The 3065-nt window shown below is 46.3% G+C and carries 4 protein-coding genes; 2 read left to right on the top strand and 2 right to left on the bottom strand.

Going from position 1 to position 3065, the window contains the following annotated elements:
* The first annotated feature begins 35 nt into the window (after positions 1 to 35).
* Both MES37_RS23910 and lipA read left to right on the top strand, forming a co-directional pair.
* Entirely contained in the window at positions 36 to 959 is a 924-nt protein-coding gene (locus tag MES37_RS23910) for a YbeF family transcriptional regulator (protein WP_064548728.1), read from the top strand.
* Positions 960 to 1183: 224 nt separating this feature from the next.
* The gene (lipA, locus tag MES37_RS23905) at positions 1184 to 2149 is read left to right on the top strand and encodes a lipoyl synthase (protein WP_064548730.1); all 966 of its coding nucleotides are present in this window, start codon (positions 1184 to 1186) and stop codon (positions 2147 to 2149) included.
* A gap of 98 nt (positions 2150 to 2247) precedes the next feature.
* Here lipA and tatE read toward each other — a convergent pair whose 3' ends face one another.
* Positions 2248 to 2451: a twin-arginine translocase subunit TatE gene (gene tatE / locus MES37_RS23900; RefSeq protein ID WP_064548732.1), complete on the bottom strand. Its 204-nt coding sequence runs from the start codon at positions 2449 to 2451 to the stop codon at positions 2248 to 2250.
* Positions 2452 to 2579: 128 nt separating this feature from the next.
* On the bottom strand, positions 2580 to 3065 hold a 486-nt coding region (locus tag MES37_RS23895; protein ID WP_337927125.1), incomplete at its 5' end, for a nitrilase-related carbon-nitrogen hydrolase.

The following is a 3065-nucleotide window of genomic DNA, read 5'->3' as shown; positions in this document are numbered from 1 at the left end:
GAATTAAGAGTTAGTTCACCAAAGAGAAACATTTCATGGACAGATATGAAAAAAATCATCACCCAACTTTCAAAGCATTACGAAATATTGATCTTAATTTATTAACAATTTTCGAAGCAGTCTACATTCATAAAGGGATCGTCAATGCAGCTAAAGTGTTAAATTTAACACCTTCGGCTATCAGTCAATCCATCCAAAAATTGAGGTCAACATTCCCTGACCCACTGTTTATCCGTAAGGGGCAAGGTGTCACACCTACAGCCTATGCTGCACATTTGCATGAATATATTAGCCAGGGATTTGAATCGATCCTCTGCGCCTTAGATATCAACAATAATTACGAAAAAGAGCGCATTATCACCGTCGCGTGCTCACCCACATCAGGCGCACTATTGATGCCACGAATCTATTCGGCCATTCAGAAAGTGAATCCGAAATTATCTGTTCGCAATGTGCCAGTGGCAGAACGCCAGTTATCACAATTTCAGGCTGATATTGCTATCGATAATCGTCACCATCATGGCCCCGGAATCAATAGCCACAAATTGTTTGATGACCGCCTGGTTGCGGTATGTCGCCACGATCACCCTAATGCAGAATCAATTTTCTCCGCCAATGATATTCACGGAATCAATTATACATTTTTGATTATGCAGGAAGAGTTGTTGGCCGATACTCGCCAACTGATTAATGAGCTCTTACCAAACCGCCAAATCACATTTAGCAGCTATAACCTCTTAGCCATCGTTTCAATGCTCAGCACCAGCGATCTCATTGGCTTTATGCCATACAAAATATTTGAAATGTTTTCTCACCATTTCGGACTTAAAACGGTTGAATGTGAGAGATTATCTGCCATTCCTCTGGGCACTACCATGCACTTCAACAAACTCAGCTCGCGCGATGCAATACTGCAAGAAGTCATCGACGCGATCATTCACGAATTTGAGAAAGTGTAGACATCCCGGCCTCGCGGCTTTCGCTGCGGGGTCAGCTTGCCAATTGTTAACGTAAAAAAGCGCACAATCCAACAAACCATTTACAATTCTTTCCCCATTTACTGCTCTGCCAGGCTGATTTATTCCCCCCAGTGATGGTATACTGCGCGCGCTATTAAAAAATAGTTGATAAATAAAACACTCGATTAGCCTGATTTTTTTTCAGCAACTGGAACACGTACGATATGAGTAAACCCATTGTAATGGAACGCGGCGTCAAGTACCGCGACGCCGATAAAATGGCTCTGATCCCGGTTAAAAACGTGGTGACCGAGCGCCAGGAGCTGTTAAGAAAACCAGAATGGATGAAGATCAAACTTCCATCTGATTCGACCCGAATTCAGGGTATCAAAGCGGCAATGCGTAAAAATGGTCTGCACTCGGTGTGTGAAGAAGCTTCCTGTCCTAACCTGGCAGAATGTTTCAACCACGGAACGGCAACCTTTATGATCCTGGGCGCAATTTGTACACGCCGCTGCCCGTTCTGCGATGTTGCTCATGGCCGCCCTGTCGCGCCAGACGCCAACGAACCCGCTAAACTTGCCCAAACCATTGCTGACATGGCGTTGCGCTATGTAGTTATCACGTCTGTAGACCGTGATGACCTGCGCGATGGAGGTGCCCAGCATTTCGCCGATTGCATCAGTGCAATTCGCGAGAAAAACCCAACGATCAAAATTGAAACGTTGGTACCGGATTTCCGCGGACGCATGGACAAAGCGTTAGAGATCCTCACCGCCACACCACCAGATGTGTTCAACCACAACCTGGAAAACGTACCGCGTATTTATCGTAAAGTACGCCCTGGTGCTGACTACAACTGGTCTCTGAAACTGCTTGAGCGTTTTAAAGAAGCGCACCCGGATATCCCAACTAAATCTGGATTAATGGTAGGTTTAGGCGAAACGAATGAAGAGATTGTGGAAGTGATGCGCGATCTCCGTCGTCACGGCGTCACGATGTTGACCCTTGGTCAATATTTGCAGCCAAGCCGCCATCACTTACCTGTGCAGCGTTATGTCAGCCCGGATGAGTTCGAAGAGATGAAAGCGGAAGCGCTGGCGATGGGCTTTACCCATGCAGCTTGCGGCCCATTTGTACGTTCTTCTTACCATGCAGACCTGCAGGCTAAAGGCATGGAAGTCAAATAACGATGTAACAAATCGTTACTTATGATTTGCAGATGACAAAAAAACCGGCTCATAAAAGGCCGGTTTTTTTATATCTGTCCGTGAAAGCTGAGTCTTGCTCAGTCTTTGTGCGTAATACGGTCCGCTGCTGCATCTGTATTGTTGGCAGACTTCGCGCCGGTCTCGTCTTCATTCATGGCTTTCTTGAAGCCTTTGATTGCCGCGCCGAGGTCGCCACCGAGTGTACGCAACTTCTTGGTGCCAAATAACAAAACAATCAGCGCACCAACCACCAACAACTTAGTAATACTAATCTCACCCATAGCAACCTTCTTTAATCATGCATGCCGTGAATACGGCGAATCATACACTGAGACAATTAACGGTCATTTTCTCGTGCTATACAATAGCAACCTGTAACAAGTTGAATCAAGAGCTGGTCAAAAAATAATCACAGCAGTTGTGGATAAGCAAAACGTCGGTTTTTCAACACCGGTAACATGGCTCGCACATTGGCAAGATGCTGCCTTTCCAGTTCAGCATATATCAACGTCGGCTGCAGATTTGCAGCCGCAATCACAACGCCAAGCGGATCAACAACCTGGCTGTGGCCAATGTTTTTATTACCACACTCACCAGCAGCAACAACATAGCAAGTAGTATCAAGCGCTCGAGCGGCAAGAAGAGTGGACCAGTGCATTTCTTTGTTTGGGCCACGCAACCAGGCAGCTGGCAGAACTAACACTTCCGCCCCCGCTAATGCCAGACTTAAAGCCATCTCTGGAAAGCGTACATCGTAACAGGTCATTAAGCCTACTTTAAAGCCAGCGATCTCAATCACTGGCGGCAAACTTTCTCCCGCATCAACCAGCCGGGATTCTTGCACGTTAAACGCATCGTAAAGATGAAGCTTCTTATAACGGGCTATCACCTCACC

The sequence above is a fragment of the Buttiauxella sp. S19-1 genome (assembly GCF_022134725.1).
Taxonomy (GTDB): Bacteria; Pseudomonadota; Gammaproteobacteria; order Enterobacterales; family Enterobacteriaceae; genus Buttiauxella; species Buttiauxella ferragutiae.
Note: the sequence above shows the minus strand (reverse complement) of the source record. Positions and strands in the feature narration are given on the sequence as shown.